25 protein-coding genes are annotated in these 24368 nt (G+C 33.7%); 18 read left to right on the forward strand and 7 right to left on the reverse strand.

The window, feature by feature from the left end; all coding sequences use genetic code 11:
* Positions 1–335: 335 nt before the first annotated feature.
* From ABJM36_RS09325 to ABJM36_RS09350, 6 genes are all read right to left on the reverse strand, one after another.
* Positions 336–1106: an SDR family oxidoreductase gene (locus ABJM36_RS09325; protein WP_348451195.1), complete on the reverse strand. Its 771-nt coding sequence runs from the start codon at positions 1104–1106 to the stop codon at positions 336–338.
* Between the two features lie 82 nt (positions 1107–1188).
* A complete protein-coding gene (locus tag ABJM36_RS09330; RefSeq protein ID WP_348451737.1) occupies positions 1189–1899 on the reverse strand; it encodes a FadR/GntR family transcriptional regulator in 711 nt (236 codons plus the stop codon).
* Between the two features lie 80 nt (positions 1900–1979).
* Entirely contained in the window at positions 1980–4316 is a 2337-nt protein-coding gene (locus ABJM36_RS09335; protein WP_348451196.1) for a chondroitinase-B domain-containing protein, read from the reverse strand.
* A gap of 40 nt (positions 4317–4356) precedes the next feature.
* Positions 4357–5634: an Nramp family divalent metal transporter gene (locus ABJM36_RS09340; protein ID WP_348451197.1), complete on the reverse strand. Its 1278-nt coding sequence runs from the start codon at positions 5632–5634 to the stop codon at positions 4357–4359.
* Positions 5635–5680: 46 nt separating this feature from the next.
* Positions 5681–7567 (reverse strand): NADP-dependent phosphogluconate dehydrogenase, encoded by a 1887-nt coding sequence (gene gndA / locus ABJM36_RS09345; RefSeq protein ID WP_348451198.1) that lies wholly within the window; start codon positions 7565–7567, stop codon positions 5681–5683.
* Between the two features lie 21 nt (positions 7568–7588).
* Positions 7589–8647, reverse strand: coding sequence for a polysaccharide lyase family 7 protein (locus tag ABJM36_RS09350; RefSeq protein ID WP_348451199.1), 1059 nt, complete (start codon positions 8645–8647; stop codon positions 7589–7591).
* A gap of 548 nt (positions 8648–9195) precedes the next feature.
* On the opposite strand from ABJM36_RS09350, the gene ABJM36_RS09355 reads away from it, so the two are divergent.
* A complete protein-coding gene (locus ABJM36_RS09355; RefSeq protein WP_348451200.1) occupies positions 9196–9804 on the forward strand; it encodes a hypothetical protein in 609 nt (202 codons plus the stop codon).
* A 38-nt stretch (positions 9805–9842) separates the two neighbouring features.
* Here ABJM36_RS09355 and ABJM36_RS09360 read toward each other — a convergent pair whose 3' ends face one another.
* Positions 9843–11096 (reverse strand): NAD(P)/FAD-dependent oxidoreductase, encoded by a 1254-nt coding sequence (locus tag ABJM36_RS09360; protein WP_348451201.1) that lies wholly within the window; start codon positions 11094–11096, stop codon positions 9843–9845.
* Positions 11097–11202: 106 nt separating this feature from the next.
* Here ABJM36_RS09360 and ABJM36_RS09365 point away from each other — a divergent pair, with 106 nt between their 5' ends.
* The 17 genes from ABJM36_RS09365 to ABJM36_RS09445 all read left to right on the forward strand — a co-directional run bounded on the left by ABJM36_RS09365 (position 11203) and on the right by ABJM36_RS09445 (position 24355).
* Complete coding sequence (locus tag ABJM36_RS09365; protein WP_348451202.1) at positions 11203–12738, forward strand: aromatic amino acid ammonia-lyase; 1536 nt, start codon at positions 11203–11205, stop codon at positions 12736–12738.
* Between the two features lie 279 nt (positions 12739–13017).
* Positions 13018–13773 (forward strand): 3-oxoacyl-ACP reductase FabG, encoded by a 756-nt coding sequence (gene fabG / locus ABJM36_RS09370; RefSeq protein ID WP_348451203.1) that lies wholly within the window; start codon positions 13018–13020, stop codon positions 13771–13773.
* Between the two features lie 13 nt (positions 13774–13786).
* Positions 13787–15004, forward strand: coding sequence for a beta-ketoacyl-[acyl-carrier-protein] synthase family protein (locus tag ABJM36_RS09375; RefSeq protein ID WP_348451204.1), 1218 nt, complete (start codon positions 13787–13789; stop codon positions 15002–15004).
* Positions 15005–15011: 7 nt separating this feature from the next.
* The gene (locus tag ABJM36_RS09380; RefSeq protein WP_348451205.1) at positions 15012–15254 is read left to right on the forward strand and encodes a phosphopantetheine-binding protein; all 243 of its coding nucleotides are present in this window, start codon (positions 15012–15014) and stop codon (positions 15252–15254) included.
* 17 nt (positions 15255–15271) lie between these two features.
* Positions 15272–16156 carry a lipid A biosynthesis acyltransferase gene (locus tag ABJM36_RS09385; RefSeq protein WP_348451206.1) on the forward strand — a complete coding sequence of 295 codons (885 nt, stop codon included), beginning with the start codon at positions 15272–15274 and terminating at the stop codon, positions 16154–16156.
* 7 nt (positions 16157–16163) lie between these two features.
* On the forward strand, positions 16164–16607 hold the full coding sequence (locus ABJM36_RS09390; RefSeq protein ID WP_348451207.1) for a hypothetical protein: 444 nt from the start codon (positions 16164–16166) through the stop codon (positions 16605–16607).
* A gap of 1 nt (position 16608) precedes the next feature.
* Positions 16609–17055, forward strand: coding sequence for a thioesterase family protein (locus ABJM36_RS09395; protein ID WP_348451208.1), 447 nt, complete (start codon positions 16609–16611; stop codon positions 17053–17055).
* Between the two features lie 6 nt (positions 17056–17061).
* A complete protein-coding gene (locus ABJM36_RS09400; protein ID WP_348451209.1) occupies positions 17062–18192 on the forward strand; it encodes a beta-ketoacyl synthase N-terminal-like domain-containing protein in 1131 nt (376 codons plus the stop codon).
* Entirely contained in the window at positions 18189–18812 is a 624-nt protein-coding gene (locus ABJM36_RS09405; protein WP_348451210.1) for a 3-oxoacyl-ACP synthase, read from the forward strand. Before ABJM36_RS09400 ends, ABJM36_RS09405 begins: the two co-directional genes overlap by 4 nt.
* Entirely contained in the window at positions 18812–19069 is a 258-nt protein-coding gene (locus ABJM36_RS09410) for a phosphopantetheine-binding protein (protein ID WP_290269136.1), read from the forward strand. Before ABJM36_RS09405 ends, ABJM36_RS09410 begins: the two co-directional genes overlap by 1 nt.
* A gap of 4 nt (positions 19070–19073) precedes the next feature.
* Entirely contained in the window at positions 19074–20273 is a 1200-nt protein-coding gene (locus ABJM36_RS09415; RefSeq protein ID WP_348451739.1) for a beta-ketoacyl-[acyl-carrier-protein] synthase family protein, read from the forward strand.
* The gene (locus tag ABJM36_RS09420) at positions 20270–21298 is read left to right on the forward strand and encodes a beta-ketoacyl synthase chain length factor (RefSeq protein WP_348451211.1); all 1029 of its coding nucleotides are present in this window, start codon (positions 20270–20272) and stop codon (positions 21296–21298) included. Before ABJM36_RS09415 ends, ABJM36_RS09420 begins: the two co-directional genes overlap by 4 nt.
* A complete protein-coding gene (locus tag ABJM36_RS09425) occupies positions 21292–22068 on the forward strand; it encodes a polysaccharide deacetylase family protein (protein ID WP_348451212.1) in 777 nt (258 codons plus the stop codon). The genes ABJM36_RS09420 and ABJM36_RS09425 overlap by 7 nt, the downstream gene beginning before the upstream one ends.
* The gene (locus ABJM36_RS09430) at positions 22061–22687 is read left to right on the forward strand and encodes an outer membrane lipoprotein carrier protein LolA (protein ID WP_348451213.1); all 627 of its coding nucleotides are present in this window, start codon (positions 22061–22063) and stop codon (positions 22685–22687) included. Before ABJM36_RS09425 ends, ABJM36_RS09430 begins: the two co-directional genes overlap by 8 nt.
* Positions 22665–23291 (forward strand): hypothetical protein, encoded by a 627-nt coding sequence (locus ABJM36_RS09435; RefSeq protein WP_348451214.1) that lies wholly within the window; start codon positions 22665–22667, stop codon positions 23289–23291. The genes ABJM36_RS09430 and ABJM36_RS09435 overlap by 23 nt, the downstream gene beginning before the upstream one ends.
* Positions 23292–23362: 71 nt before the next feature.
* Entirely contained in the window at positions 23363–23965 is a 603-nt protein-coding gene (locus tag ABJM36_RS09440; protein ID WP_348451215.1) for an outer membrane beta-barrel protein, read from the forward strand.
* Positions 23966–23968: 3 nt separating this feature from the next.
* Positions 23969–24355: a 3-hydroxyacyl-ACP dehydratase gene (locus ABJM36_RS09445; protein WP_348451216.1), complete on the forward strand. Its 387-nt coding sequence runs from the start codon at positions 23969–23971 to the stop codon at positions 24353–24355.
* Positions 24356–24368 lie beyond the last annotated feature (13 nt).

Raw genomic sequence — 24368 nt, forward strand, 5'->3', positions numbered from 1 at the left:
AAATTTAGTTTAAAAATTTAGTTTAATTTAATTTGCTGAATCTGGCAAACCAAATTGGTTTTCCAAATTGGTTCACCAAATATATGTTATTTTTATGTTAAAACACAAATATTTTTAGGAAGAAATTAAATATTTAACAAAAAATACTCGAATAAGAGAGAAAACAGCATTAAAATCAATAGTCCTACCCTTCAAAAAAATCTTTTAGTTCATAAAACAAAAAAACCTTAAACACGGTTATTCCTTTAACTATTCATTGATGGTTAAAGATTCGTGTTTAAGGTTTTCCTTTTATTTCACTAATACTCTTTAAAGACTATTAGCCTTTTGACTTGTTACATATTATAAACACCACCGTTAATGTCGAGCGTTGCTCCGGTTATAAAACCATCGTATTCTGAAGCTAAAAACAAAACGGCTCGAGCTACATCTGCCGCATTACCTGCACGGTTAATTGGAATTCCGGATATGGTTTGGGCCGCTGATTCTTTCGTAGTATGCGTATTATGAAAAGAAGTTCCAAGAATAAGTCCTGGAGCCACAGCATTAACCTTTGTTCCTTGACCACCTAATTCTGTAGAAAGCGCCCTAGTAAAGGTTAAAATAGCTCCCTTACTTGTAGAATATACTAAAGAACCTGGATGACCACCTTTACGTCCAGCAAGTGATGCCAAATTTACAATACTACTCGTCTCGTTTTTCCCAAGATAAGGCGCTGCTGCCCGTGTTACAAACATCATGGAAGTAAGGTTGATATCCATAACCTTGTGCCAAAACTCAGCCTCCATTTCGTTAAGCATTTTTCGCGCTACTAAAGATCCTGCATTATTTATTAGGATATCCAACCCGCCAAACGCTTCTATTGTTTGTTCTACCAAGGCATTTGCATCAGCTTCCTTTGTTAAGTCTCCACTTAAAGCCACTGCTTTTAATCCTTTACTAATAGCATATTCTGTTAATTGGTTTGCGGTTTCTGCACTAGAAAAATAGTGGATCGCAACATTTGATCCGCTATCTATGAAGTGTTTCGTAATGGATTCTCCAATGCCTTGCGCCCCAGCAGTAATTAATACATTTTTACCTGTTAGTTTATTAATGTTGTTCATGATTTTTATATTAATTAAGTAGATAACCTTAAAAACACAGAATTATCTTACAGTTGAAATTTTTACTTTATAATCTTTAAATTTAGCTTACGCCACAGTATTCGTACAATAATTTAAAATGCTTTTTCATCATTTTTTCTGCCAAAACTGGATTTTTATCTTTAATGGCTTGATAGATATCTAAATGCTCTTGAATTCTTAGCTCATCCAAATCATTATAATCCTTATGGTATTTTTTAAAATCCACAATTATTTGAGGCGTTATACTAAACATAATTTGATTCATGGTTACATTACCACTAGCCTTAGCAATTGCTAAATGAAATAGTAAGTCTTCTTGAACAGCATCCTCACCTCTTGACAATTTAACTTCATGAGCATCAAGCGCTGCTTTAATACCTTCTAAATCTTCTTCTGTACGTCTTTCTGCCGCCAAACTTACCGCCTTAAGTTCTAGTAAAATTCTTGTCTCTACTAAAGATTTAAAGTCTGGCAAACCAAGATTTAAAATATCCTTAATCATCCCTTTCATGGCAATAGTTCCAATATTTGCTATAAAAGTTCCGCTTTGAGGCATAGATAATAAAATCCCATAAGACTCTAATTTAAGTATGGCCACTCGAACACTTCTTCTACTAACCCCAAACTTTTCGGCCAGTACCCGTTCTGCTGGTAATTTATCCCCGGGCTCCAAATGTTTATCACTAATTAAATCACTTATTTGAGAAATTATCTTTTTTACTCGATTAGTAATTTCTTGATTTTCATTTTTTGAAAGGACATCTAAATTCATCATTAAAAAATTAAATTAGTACACCAAAAAGGAGACATAGAACTATTAAAACTAACTATTACACAAAAATTTATTTTGTATTAGTGTTTAATCCCAAGGTTTAATTTATCTGTTCCCTTGCCTATTAATGGAGATTTTTCACTTAATTTAAATGAATCGCCATCGAAATTTGGATTAAGGCTCCAAAGATTTTCTACGTTATATTTTTGATCTCCGGTAACAAATAATTTATCCGATTTATAAAAATTATTATTTAAAATATCTACAATTGGCTCTCCAACTACTAAATGCATTTTTAAACCTTTTGATTCATTAAATATGTTGTTCTCTATTGTATTAACCTGCACACCATATAAAGACATAGCAGCTTCATATTTATTTTTCTTCCCGTGCCCTACATTATTAAAAACATTATGATCTACTTCTAGAAAAGGCCCAAAGGTACTCTCGTCTTTTCCACCACGGTATAAACGTAATGCAGCACCCTGTACATCTGTTACTATATTGTTGTTCATTATGAAATACTCCACATTATAGGCACCAATATCGTCGGTTTCTTTGTCTAATGCCGTAATGTGCCCCGAAATGTTTTTAAATGTTGAATTTTTAATACTAATGGTATCAGCAAAAGCACCTTTAGATACTCGCAATACATCGAACGAATGGTTAACTACCATATCTTTAAACTCGCAATTATCTATAAATAATTTATAGTTTTCAATCATAGAATTTTTACTTGTGCTTATTACAGAATTACCCGCATAATCAGGGGATTTTGTTCCATCGAAAGCCACGTTCTCAAGAGAAAGACTTCCTCCGTTTTGAATTTCGAAAGCCATCATACGTTCAAATAAAACGGTAGCCTTTTTAACTCCAGAAGTTTTAAAGGTTAACGGATGGTTTATTCTCACCGCTTTAGTAATTAAATAGGTACCACCTTCTTCTAACATTATAACATCTCCAGGTTCAGAAGTTTTTACAATATCATATAAGGTATTGATCCCCGACGCCACTTTAATTGTTTTTCCTGAATTTAAAGCTACTTCCCTGTCTTCTTTAGAATACCATGTAGTTCCTGTATTTTCTTTAGTAGCCACCTTTGGGCTAATTGTAATTTTGTTTTTAATTTTATCTGAAGTAGGAATTAAAAACCCCTGTTCATTCTTAACAAGTGTAATATCTACATTTTCAAAACCTTCTTTAATTGAAGTTTCTCCGTTTGAACCTAGAAGATTATCTTTAAAAGTTATACCACTAATATCATCATAAACAGTAAAAATATCTTTCTTGTTTTCGTTGTAAAAAATGTTTCCTGAAATTTCTGAAGTCCTAGGGGCCTGACTTCTTTCCTCATCGCTACCGGCACATAATTGAATATGCTCGCAATTAATAAATGTATTATTGTTTAATTTAGAATCGATTACTGGAACATAACGATTTGGTGGCGAATTTGGCACACCATTCATCATAACAAAAGCGCCTCTAAAACGATAACCTGTTAAACCTATATGGTAGTTGTTAATTACGGTTTGCGTTTCATTAATAATACGAACACCACCTGTACTTGGTTTATTGTTTCCTATAAACACATTTCCATCCACTAAAGTTTCATTGCCATGACGCATGGTTAAAGTTCCAGTACACTCAAAAAAAGTGTTATATTTAAAGGTGTTTTGACACGCTTTGTTTGAAATGATTTCATGTTCGCCATTAGTTCTATCAAAATAATTAGATTCAACTAATGTATTTGAGTTCTCTAAGGCATGGTGACTAGTACCTATACGTAACGTTTCACCTCCATTATTTCCGTATGTTGGACGTGGACCAAAATAATTATGATCGATTTGATGATTATTAGCGCGACTTTCTTTAGTGTCTAAGCCAACAATCATAGTTACACCTAAATTCTTTTTACCTACAATATGGTTATGATCAATGCGGTTATTTTTTCCGTAGATAGTAATCCAATAATCCTGAACCTGACGCTCTGGGTTATTGTAATTATCGATAACACATTCGGTTAAACGGCAATTATTAGCCATTTCTTCTCTGTTTTTTCTAAAAGAAATCACAGCGTTTGTTGGTGTAAAGCCGTTTTTAAACACTAGCCCTTCAACATTTAAATGTTCTCCTGCTAATTGAAGGTTTGAGTTACCTTCTAAAGTTACTTTACCTTTCTCTTCAACAGTTAAGGTAATAGGATCTTCAGCCGTTCCTTTTCCTTCAAAAACTAATTCGGCATTGTTCCAGATACCATTAGCTAAAGTAATAACATCACCTGGACTTGCGTTTTTTACAGCGTCATTAAATTCGAACATGTCTTTAACTAATTCCGTGCTAGATTCTTCATTTTTACAGGAAAACGCAAATGTTAAGAAGAGCATTGTTAGAACTAAAAATTTTAATTGATTTTTCATATTATAATCGATTTATCAAATTTGCTTTAAAATAGATTTATTAAAAGTACTTTGTCATTATTCCTATTACACCTGTATACGACACAACGCAAGAGAAAAACAAAGCGGCAAACAAGCCAATATTCACCCATATTCCGGTTTTATAACCTTTCATAATTTTTTTATTATTTGCTAATAAGATGATTCCTAACACCACAAGAGGCAAAATAAAGACATTAAAAACTTGAGATAGAATTTGAATTTCAATCGGGTTACCTCCAAAAGCTGGTCCTATTAAAGCAACCAAACAAGCCACTGCCGTAATAATTTTAAATTGTTTCGAACTTGTATCTAACTCTCCAGATTGGTAATCGGCAACCAACAAAGGTGCTATTAATAAACAAGGAAAAATAGAAGACAAACCAGCACTTAAAGCACCAAAAAAGAATATAGTAACAGCCCATTTACCTGCAACAGGCTCTAAAGTATTTGCCATGTCTAAAACTTGTGTAACCACCTTGCCATCATAAAATAAAGCACCTGCAGCTACTGCCATAATTGTTCCGCTAATTACAAATATTAAAACTGCAGCAGTAATAGAATCTTTTTTCTGTTGATCTAAATTTTTAATAGTCCAACCTTTACCTTTAACAAATAATGGGCGAGAAAGAAATGTAGCTGCGGCCATAGTAGTTCCTACAAAAGCAGCGACTAACATTTTACCATCTGGAACATCTGGAATAGAAGGTAATAAACCTGTAACTACATCCATAGGTAATGGTTGCACGAGGCATAACGACAATACAAAGGAAAGCCCCATAAGAGTCACAAAAATGACTAATACTTTTTCGAAAAATGTATACTTACCAACTAGCAGTAATAAATAAAAGACAACAATTATAACAATAGCAGTAATGAGTACAATTTCATATTTTAAATCACCTAAACCATTAAAATTAACAGCTAATATTTCATAAATTATATTGGAAGATATTCCCAAAATCCCCATTAACGAATTCCATTGTCCAAAGGTAATCCCAACAATTATTAAAATAGCTAAGAGCTTACCGTATTTTAAATGCTTTTTAAACCCAAAAAGAGCCGTTTCACCCGATATTAAAGCATAGTTTCCATATACAAACATAAGTATGCCTGAAAAGGCACAACTTAACAATAACACCCATAATAGTTGCATATTAAATTGGCTACCAGCAACAATCATTGAAGTTACACTTCCTGTCCCTATAGTATAGCCAATTGCGAATATCCCAGGACCAAACCCTAACACTATGGCTATAATTTTTTTTAATAAAGATTTATTTTTTTTTGATTCTGACATTATATATAGTTTAGTTTAATTGCCGTTTATTTTTAAATTGGAGTGGTTAATTCCAATTGGTATGATGAAATTTACCTGAATTATCGTCGACACGTTGATAGGTATGTGCACCAAAATAATCGCGTTGGGCCTGTATAATGTTTGCCGATGAATTTGCCGTAGCATAAGCATTTAAAAAATTAACAGACTCACTTAAACACGACGCTGTTAACTCATTTAACACACATTGCGATACCACTTTATTAATTGATGGTTTTAAAACTTTTAGACGATCAATAATTAATGGATGCCTTAATATATTATCATCTTCCTTTAAAACTGGAATTAACTCCGCCATGAAGTCCGATTTAATAATACAGCCATTAGTCCAAATTCTAGCTATTTCGCTTAAATTTAAATGCCAACCATAGGCTTTTCCTGCTTCAGAAATTAATTTTATACCTTGATAATGATTAATTATTCTAGCAAATTGATAGGCATTACAAACCTCTTCAATTCCTAAATTCAATGCAGATGGATTAATGTTTAAGTTTTTACTAGCCTGAATTCTATCTTCTTTATAAAACGAAGTATAGCGAGCAAACAACGCCGAGGCTATTAAAGTACTAGGAGACCCCAGTTGAGCGGTAGCAATAGTTGTCCAATTTCCGGTTCCTTTATTACCTGCTTTATCAACTATTTTATTTACTAGCCAATCATTGCCGTCTTTTTTCCTTAAAATATCTACCGTTATTCCTAATAAATAGCTATCTGCTTTAGGTTTCCATGATTCTAAAATATCAGATACCTCATCAGGGTTCTTTCCCATTGTTTTTAGAATGGTATACACTTCGGCCAATAACTGCATTTCTACATACTCGATACCGTTATGCACCATTTTCACGAAATGCCCACTACCCTCTTCACCTATATAAGTGCAGCATGGTAAATTGTTTTCATCTTTAGCCGCAATACTTTCTAGATACGGCTTTACTAAATTGTATGTTTCTTTATTACCTCCAGGCATTATAGAAGGGCCTTTAAGAGCGCCTTGCTCGCCTCCTGAAACACCTACCCCTATAAAGTGAATGTTTTTAGATTTTAAATAATCGTAACGCTCCTTCGTTTTTAAGTAATTTGAATTACCACCATCAATTAAAACATCTCCATCTGATAAAAAAGGAATTAAATCTTCAATTACATAATCTGTAATTTTACCTGCATTAACCATGAGCATGATTCTGCGTGGTGTTTGTAACGAATTCACAAAGGCTTGCATATCCGAAAATGCTTTTGCAGAAGCAAGTTCTTTATGACTATTCTTAAAATTAATCGCAACGTCTTCTTCTGTTCCTTTAACTTCGCGATTAAAAATGGAAATATTAAATCCTTTTTGAGCCAAGTTTCTACTTAAGCTTTTTCCCATTACACCTAATCCAAATAACCCAAATTCTGATTTCATTTTTATTTCCTTTATTATTTTATCAACTATTTCTTCTGGTTTTAAACCAATATTTATTTCTAAGGCATTAGATGGATTTTCTAGTGTATCAAACTGCGATTGCAATAAGCCTGAATCCATAAAATGATTTTCTCTTTTATTAAGTCGGTCCAAAATCTGCTTAAAACTTCCTGCTAAATGCACCCAAGTCGCTTGGTCCTCAACTCCTTTACTTAATAATGTTCTGTAAGATTGTTTTAGAGCCGAACAAACAATAACACAACTGTTTTTCTGAAGTTCGGTTTTAGCCAACTCATTAAGCGTAATTAACCACCCCAAACGATCCTTATCATTTAAAGGATAACCGCTACTCATTTTATCTATATTTGATTGTGGATGAAAATCATCACCATCAAAAAAAGGAATATGTAAACGTTTAGAAAGCCACTGACCAATAGTACTCTTTCCGCAACCTGAAACTCCCATTAAAAAAATCACCTTATTAGAATTCATTTACTATTTAAATAAGATTAATTATTCTAGAACTGGCATTGTTCCTTCCCCAACGGTTGCCTCTTTAAACCATACTTCAGCATAACAACCGTTAGCGTATTGTTTAGCAATATCACCGTTGTAAGTTTCAGATCCTGTACTCCATACAATATTGTCTTCCGGACTCTTTCCATTAGTTTGGTTATAAGCCCCTTGTTTAAAATATTGGATTTCTCCGGCGTAAGCACTATCACGCTCTACACCATCCCTACCTATGGCAGCGTATAAAGTTTTTATTTGTTCTGGAATATCTTCTTTTGTAGAAAAATCGGATTTCAATAAGTTTTTAGTAAACTTTACAGTGTCATGACCTTTACTCTTAAAAGTAAGATACATGATCCCCTTATATACATTAATTTCATAGCTAAACTCTTCGCCTAAAGCAATACCATCCTTGGGCTCTTCAGGATATGTTTCGGGACTAGTCCCTACTACAGACATATCGTACCCCCAAACAGGCGTTGAATAATCCCATCTTTTGGAGTTATCGCCAGCAGTATTAATTTCGTAGTTCCAAAACACAGAACCTTTTATATGGCCCGGGAATTTTTTATAAAAGATTTTTATAGGTTCGTTTTCATGACCTTCATCACTATGAATTTGACCAACTACTACAGAATATGAAGCAGCAACTCTAGCATCACCAGAATTGGAAACGTGTTGCACCTTTAATGTACCGGTTAACTTTCCGCCGGTTTCAGGTATCCAATGTTTTTTCTGTCCTAACTCTGTCCTTGTATTGCTAGATGTTCTAGAAGTAATACCAGAATTTGGTGTTTTATAAACAACCCAATTAGAATCCCCATCGTTAGCTACATAAAAAAAATCCTTATGCGCAACACCAACTAAGTCATTTATACTTTTGCCATCACCACAAAGAATTTTCCATTCGTCCATAAAAGGCAGAACATCACTTGGAAAAATAGTAGCTACCTCATCTGCAACAGCAACCTTTTTAGAATTTTTATTACAGCTACTTACGGTTACTATACAAACTAATAAAAGCGTTTGTGTAAACAATTTAACAATTTTGTTGGTCATCTTATTTTAGAGTTTTAGTTTAATTACTTCTTAATCAGAACACATAATACTATAGCTTCCAATTAAACTTTTGAAGGTGTTGATCCTAACACAAAAAACTTTGATTCAATTTTGAAACAATTTCTTTAAATCGCTAACTGGTAAACCAAATTGGTGTACCAAATATAAAGCTATTTATTTATTATCAAAACAAAATCGATATTAAATATCAAATTCGTAATAAAACATAAGATAAAACCACATTAATCTATATAACTAAATAAAATCTATGATAAAAACTTAGGAATCCTAAAAAACGACAATTAGTAACGGAATTATTTGGTAAAATGAATGTAGAAGAATTAAAACACCTAGCTATAAAACAATTAAAACAAAAAACACCGTTAATCAATGATTAACGGTGTTTTAATTTTTCCTATCTCTAGTTTTTTATGGAGACCGATTGATAATAAAATCCCAGTAAATATAAAAAAAATACTAATCAAAAAATTGAATTACAACAACTCTAAATAATTGTATATTTGAAGCTATATAACTACAATTCTATTATGAAAAAACAAATTACTTTAACCATTACGCTTTTATTTACTTCTTTAATTTTTGCTCAAAAAATGAAAATTATAGATGGAAATTTTGATTTTATTAAAGGTCAAAAAGAAATCAATGTTGAGTTTAATTACGACAATTTAAAACTCTTTAAAGACAACTTAACAAATAAGGAATACGTTGAACAACGATCTGCTGATTTAGAAGAAAAAGGTAAAGGAAAAGGAAAAGCTTGGAAAAAAACCTGGGAAGCGAGCAGAGAAATTATTTATGCTCCAAAATTTATAGAACTTATGAACAGAGACCTGTACGAAAAGCAAGGTATCACATTTGAAGAAGGTTTAACAGAAGCAAAATACACACTTACAGTTGATGTTGTTTGGATATATCCGGGATGGAATGCGGCAGTTATGAGACAACCAGCAAAACTATCTACAGTATTAAAATTTGTTGAAACTGCTAACAGAGATAATGTAGCATTAGAAATAACAAGCCAAAACGCACCTGGTAATAGATTTGGAGGCACGTTTAGTAATGAAGATCGTATTGGTGAGGGCTTTGCAAAAACAGGCAAAACCTTATCTAAACTAATAATGAAAAAAGCCTTCTAAATTAGATTTTAAATTCTTAATAATCAAAAGGGAATAATTTATTTAATTATTCCCTTTTTTTTGTTTTCCATATCAATTACATGAGCAACAGTTTTTATAAGGCGGTGATGATTTTTCACAAAAGGATTAGTATCATCCCACACATAGCCAGCTAAAACCGAGCATATTTGTTTTTTTATTTCCGGGTTTTCAGGTCGATGAAAAAACAATTTTTGAAGGTTACCTGTATACCATTCTTTTACATAAGTTGCAAAAACATTAACGCCCTTCTTAATATAATCGGAATATTCCACCTCCCAATCTACGGCATGCTTTTGCAGTGCTTTGGTTATTAATTTTGCAGATAATAATGCAGATTCTGTAGCAAAAGTTACGCCAGACGAAAATACAGGATCTAAAAACTCAGCACTATTACCAGTTAACACATAGCCTTTTCCATAAAGTTGTTTAACCGATTTTGAATAGTTGGAAATGGCAATAGGTTCAAATAAAAAATCGACGCCTTTAAATCGTTCTTTAAAATAATTAGAAAGCTTTAACATTTCTGTTAATCGTTCTGAAGTTGTTCCTTTAAAAGTTTCTATAAAATCAGTCGATCCAACATAACCAATACTAGTAACACCGTTAGAAAACGGAATAACCCACAGCCATGTTCTAGTATCTAAAACATCGAAAGTAATTCGACTACCTTCCCAGCCTTCTGGACGTTTTAAATCTTTAATATGAGCAAATATCGCCGATTGTTTAACTAATTCTGATGGTTTTTCTAAATTAAGCAACCTAGGTAAAACTCTTCCATAACCACTAGAATCAACAATATATTTCGCCTTTATAGTATTAAATTTTCCATCTTTGCTTTTTGTAGTTGTTTTAGAACTTCCATCTTCATTAAAAACAACATCAACCACTTCCTGTTCAAAACAAACATCCACTCCTTGTTTTACTAATTCATCAGCAAGAACTTTATCAAAATCTGCCCTTGGGACTTGCCAAGTCCAATCCCAACCTTTAGTATGCTTTTTACTAAAATCGAAGTTACAAACAACATCCCCCTTCAAAAACCTTGCCCCCTCCTTAACCTCGTATCCTTCTGCTTTTAAACAACTTAACAAACCAGCTTCTTCAAAGTGATCCATACATCTTGGCAACAAGCTTTCTCCTATTACAAACCTTGGAAATTTGTTTTTTTCAACAACTTTCACATCACATCCATTTCGATTTAAATAAGCAGCAGCAACGCAACCGGAAGGACCTGCTCCTATTATCAAAACATCAACTTTTTCATCAGTCATACACTTAGTAGTATAAAATCATTTATTATTCTAAATTTGCATTCCAAAATAAATTCATTTTTGGCTATTAAACTATTATTTTACTCTAAAAATTAACAAAATATAAATGTTAAAATTAAACGGAACTTTAGGAATTTCAGAATTTTACAAGGTAATTTTTGAAAGCAATCCTATTGAAATCGACAATACCGTTTTTCAAACCATTGAAAACAGCTTTAATTTTTTAAAAAACTTTTCTGAAAACAAAACCATTTATGGTGTTAACACGGGTTTTGGTCCCATGGCGCAATACAAAATTGCTGATACAGATCGAATAAAACTACAATACAATCTTATTAGAAGTCATGCGTCTGGCACAGGAAACTACATTCAACCACAGTATGTAAAAGCAGCAATGTTAGCACGATTAAACACATTGTCGTTAGGTAATTCTGGTGTTCATAGGTCTGTTATAGGACTTATGAGGGAATTAATTAATCGTAATATTACCCCCTTAATTTATGAACATGGTGGTGTTGGTGCAAGTGGAGATTTAGTACAACTAGCACATTTAGCATTAGTTTTAATTGGCGAAGGCGAGGTTTTCTACAAAGGTGAAATAAAACTAACAAAAAATGTTTTTGAAATTGAAAATTTAAAGCCAATAACTGTGGTTTTACGAGAAGGACTCGCACTTATGAATGGCACCTCCGTAATGACAGGAATAGGGATAGTAAATACAATAAACACAAGACGTTTGTTAAACTGGAGTATATTATGTTCTTCTGCAATTAACGAAATTGTTCAGGCTTACGACGACCATTTGTCATTTGAGTTAAACCAGACTAAAAAACACAATGGACAACGTGAAATTGCTAAGCAAATGAGAACCCATTTAAGTGATAGCAAACTCACAAGAAAACGCGAAGAATTCCTTTACAACAAAAACCCTCAAGTAGAAGTTTTTGAAGAAAAAGTTCAAGAATATTACTCATTACGTTGCGTTCCTCAAATATTGGGACCTATTTTAGACACATTAAATAATATAGAACGAATTTTAATTGAAGAAGTAAATTCTGCAAACGATAACCCTATAGTTGATGTGGAAAAGCAACATGTCTACCATGGAGGGAATTTTCATGGGGATTATGTATCGTTAGAAATGGATAAGCTAAAAATGGTCGTTACTAAAATGAGCATGCTTGCTGAGCGCCAATTAAACTATTTATTAAACCCTAACCTTAATAATATTCTTCCTGCATTTGTAAACCTTGGGACCTTAGGTTTAAACTTCGGGATGCAAGGTGTTCAATTTACAGCAACTTCCACAACTGCAGAAAATCAAATGCTTTCAAACCCAATGTATGTGCATAGTATTCCTAATAATAACGACAACCAGGATATTGTTAGTATGGGAACCAATGCTGCACTTATAACCAAAAAAGTTATTGAAAATGCATATGAAGTTATCGCAATAGAAATGATTACCATAATACAAGCCATTGAGTACCTAAAGGTACAAGATAAGGTGTCTTCAAACACCAAAAAAATGTATGATGCCATTAGAAATTTAGTTCCTGTTTTTAGTGAAGACATCGTTATGTATCCTTATGTAAATGAGGTTAAAGCGTTTATCATGAACCACGAAAACAACATTGTATAATGAATACTAAATTTCTAATTGTTTTTGGACTACATTTCTATAATACTCAGGAATTAGCATTAGTTAGAAACAATTATTTATTTAACTATATATATTAATCTAGCGATTATGCAATAAAATCACAATTTATAAAAGACTCAAGTTTTTCAACAGAATTTATAGCAGGGTAAGAAGTTGAAGAGCGTGGAATTCTAGACTAAAATTGTAAGCTATTACGAAACGATAGTTTCAAAACTTTAAATTATTTATAAATACAGTCAAATAAAACTTCATTTTTAAATGAAAGAGAAAAAAGAAGTGATCACAAAATGTGCTTTAGTAACAGGAGGCTCTAGAGGTATTGGAAAAGCGATTTGCATTCAACTAGCAAAAGACTCTGATTATCATATTTTAATCAATTATAATAGTAATAAAGATGCTGCTTTAGAAACCCTAAAAGCGGTTGAAGATACTGGATCTACAGGAGAGTTATTACAATTTAACGTCTCTAAAATTACAGAAGTACAAAGCCAATTAGATACTTGGCACGACAACAATAAAAACGCTGTAATTGAAGTGATTGTAAATAATGCTGGAATTACAAAAGACGGCTTATTTATGTGGATGAAACCAGACGACTGGAACTCGGTGATAAACACAAGTTTGAATGGTTTTTTCAATGTTACCAATCATTTAATTCAAAAAATGCTCGTTCAAAAATACGGACGCGTTATTAATATCGTTTCGCTATCTGGTTTAAAAGGAACTCCTGGTCAAACCAATTATTCCGCAGCAAAAGGCGCTGTTATTGCTGCAACAAAAGCCCTTGCTCAAGAAATAGCCAAACGTAACATTACTGTAAACGCAGTGGCACCAGGTTTTATAAAATCGGATATGACCAGTGATTTAAACGAAAAAGACTTAAAGAAATTAGTGCCTGCAAATCGTTTCGGCGACCCCGAAGAAGTAGCGCACTTGGTGTCCTTTTTAGCTTCTAAAAAAGCATCTTATATTACAGGAGAAGTGATAAACATTAACGGGGGTATTTACTCTTAATAAAAAAATAACCATGAGTAGAGTTGTTATAACAGGCATGGGAATTTATTCCTGTATTGGCCAAAATTTAGACGCCGTGAAAAAATCGTTATATAACGGTACATCAGGCATTATTTTCGACGATAAACGCGAATCTTTTGGATATCGCTCTTGCTTAACAGGTATGGTTGATGAGCCAAATTTAAAAAGCCATCTAACAAGAAGGCAACGTATTAGTCTAGGAGAAGAAGGCATTTATGCCTATATGGCAACTATTGAAGCTTTAGAGAATGCAAAAATAACGCAAGATTACCTTGATAATAATGAAGTTGGTATCCTTTACGGAAATGATAGCACCGCTAAATCGGTTATAGAATCTGTTGATAAAATCAGAGAAAAAAAAGACACTACTTTAGTAGGTTCGGGCTCTATTTTTAAAGGTATGAATTCAACAATAACTATGAATTTATCAACCATTTTCAAACTTACAGGCATCAATTTCACTATAAGTGCAGCTTGCGCTAGTGGCTCACATGCTATTGGTATGGCTTATCAACTTATAAAAAGCGGTTTGCAAGATTGTATTATTTGTGGAGGCGCACAAGAAATTAATGAACTGGCTATGGGAAGTTTTGATGGTTTAGGAGTATTCTCAGCCAATACAGCAGACCCATCGAAAGCCTCACGACCATTCGACAAAAACCGAGATGGCTTAATCCCTAGTGGTGGTGGAGCAACTCTAGTAGTAGAAAGTTACGAGTCGGCAGTAAAAAGAGGCGCTCCCATTTTAGCAGAAATTATCGGCTACGGTTTTTCGTCGAACGGCGAACATATTTCAACACCTAATGTAGATGGACCGTCTCGTGCCATGAAGAAAGCTATTAAACAAGCTAATATACCTATTAGCAGCATAGATTATGTTAACGCTCACGCTACTTCAACACTAGTGGGAGATACCAACGAAGCTAAAGCTATTTTTAATGTGTTTGGCGAAAATGGTCCATTTGTAAGCTCCACTAAATCGATGACAGGCCACGAATGTTGGATGGCAGGAGCGAGCGAAGTCATTTATTCTATGCTTATGATGCAGCATTCTTTTATTGCACCAAACATCAATTTAGAAAACCCAGATGAAGACGCTGCTAAATTAAATTTAGTCAGTAAAACCCTAGATAAAAAAATTGATGTATTTTTGTCGAATTCTTTTGGATTTGGAGGAACAAATTCAGCGTTAATAATTAAAAAAATATAGTACCGATATGGAAAAAGACGTTATTATTGAAAAAATAAACGACTTTCTTATAGACGAGTTTGAAGTTGAATCAGAAGATATTTTACCTGATGCCAATTTAAAAGAAACCTTAGAGCTAGACAGCTTAGATTTTGTAGATTTAGTGGTAGCTATCGAAGCTAATTTTGGAGTAAAGCTCGTTGGGGAAGATTTTGTAAATGTGGCAACACTTCAAAACTTTTACGACCTTATTGAAAATAAATTAAGCTAAATTTTTACTTAAGCTGAATGGCTACGAAATGGGAAGGCAAGTCTAGAGGTTCGGTTTTGGGATATAAAATATTTGTGTTTTGTATCAAAAAGCTCGGTTTACGCACTGCTTATTTTGTACTCATATTTGTTGCCTTTTACTTTTGTTTTTTTGCAAATAAAAGCAACAAATCTATTTATTATTACTTTCGAAAACGACGTAAAAACTCAAGACTAAAAAGTATTTTGAGGATTTACAAAAGTTATTTTGTTTTCGGACAAACGATTATTGATAAAATAGCGATTTCATCGGGCTTACGAAACAAATTCACCTATCATTTTGATGGTGTAGAATTGTTAAATAATATTCTAAGAGCTAAAAAAGGAGGCATTTTTATTAGTGCTCATGTTGGCAATTTCGAAATTGCCGAATACTTTTTAAACGAGCTCGAAGAAAATATCACAATCAGTTTACTAACAACCGATACCGAACATAGTGATATTAAGGCGTATCTAGAAAGTGTAACCTCAAAATCGAACATTAAATTCATCATTATAAAAGATGATTTATCGCATATTTTCGAAATAAATGCCGCCTTGTCTCGAAATGAAATTATTTGCATAACGGGAGATCGTTACGTAAAACAATCAAAATCGTTAGAGCATAATTTATTGGCGCAAGAAGCACATTTTCCTGCAGGTCCATTTTTACTAGGATCGCGGTTAAAAGTACCGGTAATTTTTGTTTATGTGATGAAAGAAACTACAAAACACTATCATCTATACGCCCGAGAAGCCGAAGTAAAACATCGTGACCACTACGCTTTATTACAATCGTATACCGAAAGTTTAGAATGGATCTTAAAAAAATATCCTTTACAGTGGTTTAATTATTTCGATTTCTGGAACGACTTAAAAGACTAACAAAAGCATGAACGTACTTAAAGAACCAATTACAGATCAAAATATAATTCTCAAGTTAATTCCGCAGCGCGCACCTATTATTATGGTGGATACTTTATTGTCTTTTAACGATACCAAAGTCCTTTCTAGCCTAACTATTACTAGCGACAATATGTTTGTACAAAACGGTTATCTTACCGAGCCAGGCCTTATTGAACATATGGCGCAAACTGTGGCACTTTATACAGGCTATCATTTTTATATTCAAAACATACCAGCACCCGAAGGATATATTGGAGCCATAAAAGGCGTTCATATTGAAAAACTTCCGAAGGTGAATATGCAAGTTCAAACCGAAGTTGAAATTTTACAAGAAGTTATGGGCGTGACCTTAGTAAAAGGCACAACCACCTTAAATGGCGATATTATTATGACAGCCCAAATGAAAACGGTTTTAAAAAAAGAAGCCTAAAATGACATCTAGAAAAAAAGATAATACGCGAGAAACATCACTAAAAGTAAACCACGACATTAGAGTACGCTTTAATGAAACGGATGCTTTAGGTATTGTTTGGCATGGTTATTATATTCATTATTTCGAAGATGGACGCGAAGCTTTTGGTAGAAAACATGGTATTTCTTATCTCGACACTAAAGCTCAAGGTTACGTTACACCTATTGTAAAATCGACCTGCGAACACAAACTACCTTTAAGTTATGGCGATGTGGCAACCATAGAAACCACATATATTAATTCGCCAGCAGCAAAACTGATTTTCAGATATAAAATTTTCAATACTGAAAAACAATTGGTTTGCACCGGAGAAACCATTCAGGTATTTGTTGACGATAATAACAATTTATCACTCGCTCTTCCTCCTTTTATTGAAGCTTGGAAAGTTAAAAATGATCTACTATAAAACACTATGACAGACGTTTTTATAACAGCAGATAATATTATTTCCCCGCTTGGTTTTACTTCCGAAGCTAATATTTCGGAAATTACTCAGGAACATTCAGGCATTGCCTTGCATGACAATATCGGCACAGTGCCATGTTATGCATCTATAATAAATGCTGAAAAATTAAACAACGCTTTCTCTAAAATTGGAGACAGTACGGCATTTACAAAATTAGAAAAAATGATGATTTTGTCTTTGAAAGACACTATTTCTAGAGCCAATTTTTCAATTTCTGATAGGACCGCTTTAATTATAGCCACAACCAAAGGAAATATCGATGCCTTAAATAATAATTCTGAACCAGAACAGGCCTATTTAGCTCCTTTGGCAGAAAAAATAAAAACGTTCTTCGGATTTAAAACCGAACCCATTATTATTTCTAACGCCTGTGTTTCGGGTATTTTAGCCATTGCCATAGCTAAACGATTTATCCAAAATAATTTTTACGATAACGCTTTTGTTGTTGGCGGAGATATTGTTTCAGAATTTACCTTATCCGGGTTTCAGTCGTTTCAAGCCATTAGCGAACAACCTTGCAAACCCTTTTCTAAAAACCGAACAGGTATCACTATTGGAGACGCAGCAGCTTCCCTTGCCATTTCAAAAGAAAAAACAAAAACCAATAATATTCAAGTTATTGGAGATGGCTCCTGTAACGATGCCAACCATATTTCAGGACCTTCACGAACCGGGGAAGGACTCTATTTAAGCATACTTTCAGCATTAAAAGAAGCCAAAACAACACCTAATTCTGTCGATTATATTTCAGCTCACGGCACAGCTACCTTATTTAACGACGAGATGGAAGCCATTGCCTTCAATCGTGCAAAACTAGAAAAAACACCCTTAAATAGTTTAAAAGGCTATTACGGACATACCTTGGGCGCATCGGGTTTACTAGAAGCCATCGTGGGGTTTCATTCCATGAAAAACAACACGCTATATACCTCTTTAGGTATCGACGAATTAGGCGTTTCCAAACCAATTAATATTATTAAAAAGCAAACAAAAACCGAGATAAACACCTTTTTAAAAACCGCTTCAGGTTTTGGTGGCTGCAACACAGCGGTTTTATTTAAAAAAATAAAATCGTGAAACAGCCTTTAAACATCGTCGGCTATTGCCACATAAAAAACCATACGATTTCAGTTAATGGGCAATCGGTTATATCCAAAGATTCTGGACTTTCGTTTACTGATTTTTCAAAACAAATCTATAAAGAAAAACAGCTGGCTTATCCGAAGTTTTTCAAAATGGATAACCTTTGTAAACTCGCTTTTTTGACTTCGGAATTTCTACTTCATCATACCGAAACAGATGCGATTACCAAAAAAAACATAGGTATTGTGCTATCTAACACCTCGGCAAGCTTAGATACCGACCGGAAATATCAAGATACTATAAACGACAAAGAAAATTACTTTCCAAGTCCGGCTGTATTTGTTTACACCCTACCAAATATCGCGATTGGAGAAATTAGTATCAGACATCAAATAAAAGGAGAAAATGTCTTTTTTGTTTCAGAAAATTTCAACGAAACCCTATTAGAACAGTATGCCACAAGCTTAATTTCCAACAAAAAAAGCAGTCATATTCTATGTGGTTGGGTTGATTTTGACGGCCAAAATTACCATGCATTTATGTACCTTGTGGCAAAAGAAGGTGCATTTCCTCATTCAAAAGAATTTATTAAAAACATATATAACGAAAATTAATGGACGCATTAAAAACAGAACTTAAAGAAAGCATCATTGAGCAATTAAACTTAGAAGATTTTAGCGTAGAAGACATTGCTGATGATGATGCATTATTTGGCGACGGATTAGGACTAGATTCTATCGACGCCTTAGAACTTATTGTGATGCTCGATAAAGATTACGGCATTAAACTTACCGATCCAAACGAAGGTAAAGCCGTTTTTGAATCTATTGCTGTTTTAGCTACTTACATCACTGAACACCGCACAAAATAAGATGATTCAGAATCGTGTTGCCATAACCGGAATGGGTATTATTTCTTCTATAGGAAACACTGTAGAAGCTAATTTGCATGCACTTTTAAATAAACAAAAAGGCATTGCTCCTATTATAAATATTGAAACACGACACAAAAACGATATTAAAGTTGGTGAGGTTTTACAAACAAACGCACAATTAGCCGAACGTTTAAATCTACCCGCAAATAACAGCTATTCTCGAACTGCTTTATTAGGCTGCATTGCTGCGAAACAAGCCGTAAAACAGGCCAACATTAACGATATTGATGCCTTTAGAACGGGTTTAATATCATCCACAAGTGTTGGAGGTATGGATATGACTGAAAAACATTTTCAGAAGTATCAATCTCATACAGAAAGTAGAAAATTTATCAGCAGTCATCATGCCGTAGATAGTACCGAAAAAATTGCAGAATATTTAGGCATCACCGAATTCTCTACAACCATTAGTACTGCATGTTCGTCGGCAGCAAATGCCATAATGTTGGGCGCAAGACTTATAAAATCTGGACAATTAGACCGCGTAATTGTGGGAGGAACCGATGGTTTGGCGAAATTTACAATTAACGGTTTTAAATCTTTAATGATTTTATCGGATTCCGACTGCACGCCTTTTGATGCCAACAGAAAAGGATTAAATTTAGGTGAAGCTGCCGCCTATTTAGTTTTAGAATCTGACGCCGTAGTAAAACATGACAACAAAGCCGTTTTAGGCTATTTAGCTGGTTATGGTAATGCCAACGATGCCTTCCATCAAACCGCATCATCGGAAAATGGTGAAGGCGCTTTTTTAGCCATGTCAAAAGCATTGGATGTTGCGCAACTTGCTCCAGAACACATCAGCTATATTAATGCCCACGGTACAGCAACACAAAATAACGATTTATCGGAAGGTCATGCTATAAAACGTATTTTTGAGTCTACTATCCCTGATTTTAGCTCAACAAAAGCCTTTACAGGCCATACTTTGGCTGCTGCTGGAGCCATTGAAGCGGTATATTCAGTTTTAGCGCTTCAGAATAATGTGATGTTTCCAAATTTGAATTTTAAAACAGCCATTCCAGAACTCAACCTCGTGCCCGTTACCAAAGTCACCGCAAAACCAATAGATTACGTGCTTTCCAACTCCTTTGGTTTTGGAGGAAATTGCTCATCACTCATATTTTCTAAAACGCCATGAAACCCTGTTACATCAATAGTTCGACTTCCATTTCGGCACAAGATACTTTAGAAACTTCTCTTTTTTTAGAAGACATTATTTCTGTTGAAGAAAAATTAGCCAAAGCCATTCACCCAAACTATAAAACATTCATAAGCCCCATTGCAAGCAGACGCATGGCTACCGGTGTAAAAATGGGAATTGCTACAGCAAAAACTGCACTTGAAGCTGCACATTTAGACAAGCCTGATGCCATTATCACCGGTACAGGAATGGGCTGTATTGATGATTCTGAAAAATTTTTAAACGCCATTATTGATAACGATGAACAATTTCTTACGCCAACATCGTTTATACAATCTACACATAACACCGTAGGTGCCCAAATTGCGCTTACGCTAAAATGTAAAGGCTATAATGTTACTTATGTACATGGCGCGGTTTCGTTTGAGTCGGCTTTGCTGGATGCCCAACTCATGCTACATGAAAATGCTGCAAACACGATTTTAGTAGGCGGTACAGACGAATTAGGAAAAAATTTTATAAATGATATCGTACTTGCGGAAGCTGAAGAAAACGAGCCTATTACAACACCTTTCGGTGAAGGCGCACATTTTTTCACTTTATCATCTTCAAAAGAGGACACAAGTTTTTGTAGTCTTAAAGGCCTCAAAATTTTCAATAAAGCAACTACCGAAACTATTAAAGTCAAAGCCGAAAGCTTCTTAAAAGAAAACAATTTAACACCCAAAGATATCGATGCCATCATCCTTGGAAAAAACGGTGATGCCTTTGATGTTTTTTATCAAACTTTACAAAATTCGACTTTTAAAAACATACCTCAACTACATTACAAACACCTTTGTGGTGAATTTTTTACAGCATCTGCTTTTGGATTTTGGGTTGCGACAAATATCATAAAACAGCAATCTATTCCGAAGGTTTTAAAGTTGAATTCCGAAGAAAAATCAAGTTATAAAAACATTTTACTTTACAACCAATTTAAAGGTAAACAACATAGTTTCATCTTGCTCACTTCATGCTAAAATTTAAAAGCATAAACGGTTTATTTATTATTTTAGGTCTTACTTTGCTGCTTTGTAATGCCTTTGTAATAGTGCCTATCTATGTATTTATCGCGCTCTTTTTATGTTGGTTTATTATTACTAGTATTGGGAGTTTCAACATCACCTGGAATTATCACTTAGAAGCTTTCAATTCCAAAAAATACCATAAAGAAAAACAAGTCGCCATCACTTTTGACGATGGACCAAACAGTGATTTTACACCAAAAATTTTAGATCTTCTGAAAAAATATGATGCCAAAGCCACTTTTTTCTGCATTGGAAAACATATTGAAGCTCATTCAGAAATTATAAAGCAAATTTCAGCAGCCGGGCATAGCATTGGCAATCACACGTATTCTCATACTCAAATATTCGATTTCTATGGGAAACAAAAAGTGATTGATGAAATAAACAAAACCGACGTCCTTATTTCTTCCATCATAAATAAAAAAATGAATCTGTTTCGACCGCCTTACGGGGTTACCAATAGAGCTATTACTAAAGTGATAAAACAAACCAAACACCACGTTATTGGCTGGAATATTCGCTCATTGGATACCGTGAAAACCGATGAAAAAGCCATTCTTGATCGAATTACAAAAAATATAGCACCAGGCTCGGTGATTTTATTACACGATTCAAAAGAAATTACGGTGCGTGTTTTGGAACAATTGTTGCTATTTTTGCAGGAGAACGGCTATCAAGCCATTACTGTCGATGCCCTATTTAATATTGAAGCTTATGCGTAACATATTTATAATCCTTTTAGCTTATTTCGGAAGTCAGATTTCAACAGCCCAAAAACCCTTAACTTCCGAAGAAATCAACGCTTTTAAACTGGGTGTCGCCGAATTAGATCGTAACACAAAAACCATTATTAGCGATTTTACGCAATATAAACATTTAAGTTTTTTAAATAACGATATTAAAACCGACGGAAAACTAGTTTTTAAAGTTCCGAATGCCGTAAAATGGGAATATACTTCTCCTTATAAATACAGTGTTATTTTTAAGGACGACAAATTACTTATTGACGATGAAGGCGACAAAACCAATATAGACATAGGCGCTAACAAAATGTTTAAAAGCTTAAACAGCCTAATTTCTAATAGTGTAAAAGGCAATATGTTTGACGATGAGACTTTTGATATTTCTTATTTTAAAGTAGCCGATTATTACTTGATTACTTTTATTCCGAAAGATGAAAGCATGCATCAATTTATTGCGAAATTCGAATTGCATTTTAATATTAAAACACATGATGTTTTAGAAGTGAAAATTATAGAGCCTTCGGAAGATTACACCAAAATTGTATTCAAAAATAAAACCAGAAACACGGCTGTAAATGATGAGGTTTTTAACAACTAGTTTATTATTTCTTTTACTATTATCTGGTTGTGCCGTAAGTACGGTTAAAGGACTTCCTGAAACCAAAACTCAGATTACAACTTTTTCAAACCCATATTTTTCAAACCCAACAACCGATTATGTTTATAAGGCCAAAATTAACGCCTTTAAAAATGTTTTTGGTGGCATATTGATTATTAAAAAAATTAAAGAAAACAACCATAGAGTAGTCTTTACAACCAATTTTGGAAATAAAATTTTCGATTTCGAACTAGACAACAATCAAGTAACAACTCATTTTGTTTTAAAAGAATTGGATAAAAAAATTATAATAAACACGCTACAACGTGATTTTAAAACTCTGATACAAGAACATCATCCGGTTTTAAAAACCTACTACAGCGGAGAAAACCTCATCTATCAATCGAAGTCTATAAAACGATTTAATCATTTTGAAGTTTATAAAAAAAGCGGGACACTCACTAAAATCACACACACCTCACACTCTAAAGAAAAAGTGATTATTATATTTAGTAAAACTGAAAATTACTTAGCACGCCACATTATTATCGATCATCAAAACGCACCTATTAAAATTGCATTAGACTATTTAAACAGCAATTAATTATCAGCTTATTGCTTTCAATTCAGTATAATATTCCGCATTTTTGCACCTCTAACAACAACTAACCAACCATGAAAAAATCTTTTTTATTTTTAATCACAGTCTTATCTTTTACTTTTTTAAATGCTCAAGTTGAAATAAACCCAGGCTTGAAAGGCGGACTAAACCTTGCTGGATTAACCAACCTCGATAATGATGGATTTGTGCAAAGTGAACGCTTAAAAAGCTTCCATATTGGAGCAACGGTATCGTTCAAATTTGCAGACTTTTACACCTTACAACCTGAAATATTATACTCAGAACAAGGCAGTGACTATAAACTAGATGGTTCTACAAGTCGGTTTTCAACAAAACTAAACTACTTATCTATTCCTGTAAACAACAAGTTTTATATTGGTGCTAGTGGCATTAATCTTCAAATTGCGGCTATTATCGACATATTGTTAAGTCATGAAAATGTAGAATCACCACAAGGCTTCGATATTGCTGTAGCACCTGCTATTGCTTACGATTTACCTAGTGGCGTGAGCTTTTCTATTGGCTACAAACAAGGTTTAACTGATTTATTTGGTAGAAATGTAAACACGGGCTACGGTTATGAAGACACGGATGTTAGCAATTTAGTTTTAAATAACGTGATCCAATTTAGTGCTGCTTACCAATTCGATCTATAAAAGATGATGTTAATTAAAGATTTCTATAAAATACAAGCAACTCGGAATGTAGACGCGAATACTATTCATGTCACTATTCTTCTGAATAAAAACCATGATGTTTTTAATGGTCATTTTCCAGGAAACCCAATAACACCAGGAGTTTGTATGATTCAAACCATAAAAGAAATCACGCAAGATCATGTTGAACGCAACTTGTTTTTACAAGGAATTTCTAACGTAAAATTTACAGCTTTAATTAACCCACAGATAAATCCTGAACTCGTTTTAGAGCTTTCTATAATTGAAGAAAACAATACGGTTAAGGTGAAAAATATCACTAAATTTACCGATGGTACCATTGCCTTAAAATGCAATGGCACATTTATAACAAATACCGAATTGGTTTAAAATTCCTAGACCG

It is taken from the genome of Algibacter sp., assembly GCF_039977455.1.
Classification (GTDB): domain Bacteria; phylum Bacteroidota; class Bacteroidia; order Flavobacteriales; family Flavobacteriaceae; genus Algibacter_B.

Excerpts from the sequence above, each read along its gene's own strand:
- ABJM36_RS09390 (WP_348451207.1), top strand. The coding sequence starts at position 16,164 with ATGAACGTACTTAAAGAACCAATTACAGATCAAAATATAATTCTCAAG.
- ABJM36_RS09445 (WP_348451216.1), top strand. The coding sequence starts at position 23,969 with ATGATGTTAATTAAAGATTTCTATAAAATACAAGCAACTCGGAATGTA.
- ABJM36_RS09410 (WP_290269136.1), top strand. The coding sequence starts at position 18,812 with ATGGACGCATTAAAAACAGAACTTAAAGAAAGCATCATTGAGCAATTA.
- fabG (WP_348451203.1), top strand. The coding sequence starts at position 13,018 with ATGAAAGAGAAAAAAGAAGTGATCACAAAATGTGCTTTAGTAACAGGA.
- ABJM36_RS09430 (WP_348451213.1), top strand. The coding sequence starts at position 22,061 with ATGCGTAACATATTTATAATCCTTTTAGCTTATTTCGGAAGTCAGATT.
- ABJM36_RS09340 (WP_348451197.1), bottom strand. The coding sequence starts at position 5,634 with ATGTCAGAATCAAAAAAAAATAAATCTTTATTAAAAAAAATTATAGCC.
- ABJM36_RS09380 (WP_348451205.1), top strand. The coding sequence starts at position 15,012 with ATGGAAAAAGACGTTATTATTGAAAAAATAAACGACTTTCTTATAGAC.
- ABJM36_RS09355 (WP_348451200.1), top strand. The coding sequence starts at position 9,196 with ATGAAAAAACAAATTACTTTAACCATTACGCTTTTATTTACTTCTTTA.
- ABJM36_RS09360 (WP_348451201.1), bottom strand. The coding sequence starts at position 11,096 with ATGACTGATGAAAAAGTTGATGTTTTGATAATAGGAGCAGGTCCTTCC.
- ABJM36_RS09420 (WP_348451211.1), top strand. The coding sequence starts at position 20,270 with ATGAAACCCTGTTACATCAATAGTTCGACTTCCATTTCGGCACAAGAT.
- ABJM36_RS09375 (WP_348451204.1), top strand. The coding sequence starts at position 13,787 with ATGAGTAGAGTTGTTATAACAGGCATGGGAATTTATTCCTGTATTGGC.
- ABJM36_RS09440 (WP_348451215.1), top strand. The coding sequence starts at position 23,363 with ATGAAAAAATCTTTTTTATTTTTAATCACAGTCTTATCTTTTACTTTT.
- ABJM36_RS09395 (WP_348451208.1), top strand. The coding sequence starts at position 16,609 with ATGACATCTAGAAAAAAAGATAATACGCGAGAAACATCACTAAAAGTA.
- ABJM36_RS09330 (WP_348451737.1), bottom strand. The coding sequence starts at position 1,899 with ATGAATTTAGATGTCCTTTCAAAAAATGAAAATCAAGAAATTACTAAT.
- ABJM36_RS09400 (WP_348451209.1), top strand. The coding sequence starts at position 17,062 with ATGACAGACGTTTTTATAACAGCAGATAATATTATTTCCCCGCTTGGT.
- ABJM36_RS09350 (WP_348451199.1), bottom strand. The coding sequence starts at position 8,647 with ATGACCAACAAAATTGTTAAATTGTTTACACAAACGCTTTTATTAGTT.
- gndA (WP_348451198.1), bottom strand. The coding sequence starts at position 7,567 with ATGAATTCTAATAAGGTGATTTTTTTAATGGGAGTTTCAGGTTGCGGA.
- ABJM36_RS09365 (WP_348451202.1), top strand. The coding sequence starts at position 11,203 with ATGTTAAAATTAAACGGAACTTTAGGAATTTCAGAATTTTACAAGGTA.
- ABJM36_RS09435 (WP_348451214.1), top strand. The coding sequence starts at position 22,665 with ATGATGAGGTTTTTAACAACTAGTTTATTATTTCTTTTACTATTATCT.
- ABJM36_RS09325 (WP_348451195.1), bottom strand. The coding sequence starts at position 1,106 with ATGAACAACATTAATAAACTAACAGGTAAAAATGTATTAATTACTGCT.
- ABJM36_RS09425 (WP_348451212.1), top strand. The coding sequence starts at position 21,292 with ATGCTAAAATTTAAAAGCATAAACGGTTTATTTATTATTTTAGGTCTT.
- ABJM36_RS09335 (WP_348451196.1), bottom strand. The coding sequence starts at position 4,316 with ATGAAAAATCAATTAAAATTTTTAGTTCTAACAATGCTCTTCTTAACA.
- ABJM36_RS09385 (WP_348451206.1), top strand. The coding sequence starts at position 15,272 with ATGGCTACGAAATGGGAAGGCAAGTCTAGAGGTTCGGTTTTGGGATAT.